The following is a 2127-nucleotide window of genomic DNA, read 5'->3' on the forward strand; positions in this document are numbered from 1 at the left end:
CAGCTGGCGATGCCTTTGGCGAAGCTGCTCTGCACGCTGTCAGTGACGCTACTGGCATCGCGAGAGAAGTCGGCAGCGTGACGGGTGATACGGTGAACACACTGAACACTGCTGTGAGCAGTCTTACTATGCCTGTAGCTTCTGCTACAGTCGCCTCCAGTTCTGCCGTTGCTGGAGCTACAGCTGCTACGGTCACCTCCAGCCCTGCTGTAGCTGTAGCAACAGCAACAGCGGTCACACCTCAGCCCATTAGCCGAGCTTACTTGCTTTCCCTAAGGGAGCCAAGACACAGATTACTTTATCTTATTAGTCGTTTGTTTCCTTCTACGGGTGATCCGATCTTGTTGCCGCTGCCTCGCAAGCTGCATTTTTTGTACATCCCTTTACGTCCATTTCTTTGGCTGAAACGGCGATTTTCAAAGCACTGACTCGATAAGGAGTGTGCGTTATGGCTCACCTGCGATTATATTTTACCAAGCTGTACACCGTGAACGGTGGTACGTTAATTCTCAATATCGTATGTATGATGATTATCAGCCTGCTGGAGGGCGTTGGCATCTATATGATTGTGCCTATGCTGGCGGCCATCGGCGTATTTGCCGGTCATTCAGGACTGCCGTTTCTGTCCGGTGGATTCGATCATTTCTTGTCGTACATTCCAAAAAGCTGGCTATTGCCAGGGATGCTGCTACTTTTTGTGGTGCTGCTTACAGGGCAGGCTCTGCTTCAGCGTTACCAATCGGTCCTGAGCTCACAGATTCAGCAGCGTTTTATGCGCTCGCTTCGAATAGACGTGTATACCTCCTTTATGAAGGCGCAGTGGACTTTTTATTTGCGCCAGCGTAAATCTGATTTTAGCCATGTGATGACGACCGAACTGGCACGTGTCAGTCAGGGAACCAATTTGCTTCTTCAACTCACCACAGCCATCATGTTTACGCTGATCCAGATCGCGCTGGCTTTTTGGTTATCCCCTTCCTTAACCGGATTGGTATTCCTGAGTGGATTGGGACTGTTTGTCGTATTCCGTCGCTCTATTCGAAATGCCAAGCAGCTAGGTGACCGTACCACAGAGCTTTCACAGATTTATTTTGCCGGCATTACCGATCATATGAATGGAATGAAGGATATTAAAAGCAATCTGCTGGAGGCAGCCAACATAGATTGGTTTCGTTCCCTGACGCGCCGGATGAAGGATAATTCGACCCAATTTGTTCGGCAAAATGCCACCACGCAGTTTTTGCATCGCACAGCAGCAGCTGTATTTGTCGTTTGTCTTATTTTCGCGTCCCTGCAATGGCTGCATGTTTCACCTGAAAAGCTGATTGTGCTGATCCTCATATTTTCCCGCTTATGGCCGAGGTTCGCCCTGATTCAAGCGAGTTTGGAATATATCATGTCCATGATCTCAGCTTTTGAAAGTGTGACCAAAGTACAGCAGGAATGCGAAGCTTTCTCAGATCCGTCGTTGCTTGCAGTTACATCCTCTGCCGCTCGCGTTCCATCCACTGGATCGGAACTTCATGTAGCTGCATTGACGCGGCACCCCTTGTTTCTGCGCAGCGGGATTGAATGCAGCGATCTGAATTATCGCTATGATGGTGCGGCAGAGCCTGCACTGCACCAAATTAATCTGTTCATACCTGCCAGAGGGATGACAGCCATTGTGGGAAAATCGGGAGCAGGCAAGAGTACGTTGGTCGATGTGCTGATGGGCTTTCTACGTCCAACTGGGGGGCAGATTCAAATAGATGGGCGTGTTTTGGATGACGAACTGTTGCCACAGTGGCGGCAATCGTTTGGATACGTGTCACAGGACCCTTTTCTGTTCCATGCCACCGTTCGTGAAAATCTGAAGCTGGCGGATAGGAATGCGAGCGAGGAGCAGCTATGGGAGGCGCTGCATTTTGCAGCCGCAGATAGCTTTGTTGCCAGACTGCCCGAAGGGCTGGACACAGTCATTGGGGATCGCGGGATTCGTCTGTCTGGAGGGGAACGTCAACGATTGGTATTAGCGCGGGCTGTCCTGCATCATCCTCCGGTGCTCATATTGGATGAAGCGACAAGCGCGCTCGATGGTGAGCATGAAGCTGCCATTCAGGCGGCGCTGGAGCGAATGAAAGGTCA

At 50.7% G+C, this 2127-nt stretch carries 2 pseudogenes; both read left to right on the forward strand.

Annotated elements, in window-relative coordinates:
* A pseudogene (locus WG8_RS06060) lies at positions 1-428 on the forward strand (hypothetical protein); the annotation flags it as partial.
* Positions 429-448: 20 nt separating this feature from the next.
* A pseudogene (locus WG8_RS06065) lies at positions 449-2127 on the forward strand (ABC transporter ATP-binding protein); the annotation flags it as partial.

It is taken from the genome of Paenibacillus sp. Aloe-11 (assembly GCF_000245715.1).
Classification (GTDB): Bacteria; Bacillota; Bacilli; order Paenibacillales; family Paenibacillaceae; genus Paenibacillus; species Paenibacillus kribbensis.